The 355-nt window shown below is 45.4% G+C and carries 1 protein-coding gene; it reads right to left on the bottom strand.

From position 1 onward, the window contains the following. Nucleotides 1–355: sodium ion-translocating decarboxylase subunit beta (locus tag A3756_RS05705; protein ID WP_197481200.1), on the bottom strand; the 355-nt coding region annotated here is incomplete at both ends.

The following is a 355-nucleotide window of genomic DNA, read 5'->3' as shown; positions in this document are numbered from 1 at the left end:
AAGCGCCATATACGAATAAGCTGCGACAGCAATCGCGCCCAATAGGTGCGGTGCTAGTACACTTGATACGAAGATAGAAGTAGGTCCATCTGCACCACCGATAATACCGATCGTAGCAGCTTCTTCAATCGTAAATGAAACACCACCAATTTGCATACTTGTGAGGAAAGCAGCACCTAGAACGGTACCGAAAATACCAAACTGCGCAGCAGCACCTAGCAAAATAGTTTTAGGGTTAGCCAGCATTGGACCAAAGTCCGTCATTGCACCAACACCCATAAAGATAAGCAAAGGACCAACCATTGAGCCAATTACTACGTTATAGAAGTTTGTCAACATGCCATTAGCGTAACCC

The organism is Oleiphilus sp. HI0086 (assembly GCF_001635225.1).
Note: the sequence above shows the minus strand (reverse complement) of the source record. Positions and strands in the feature narration are given on the sequence as shown.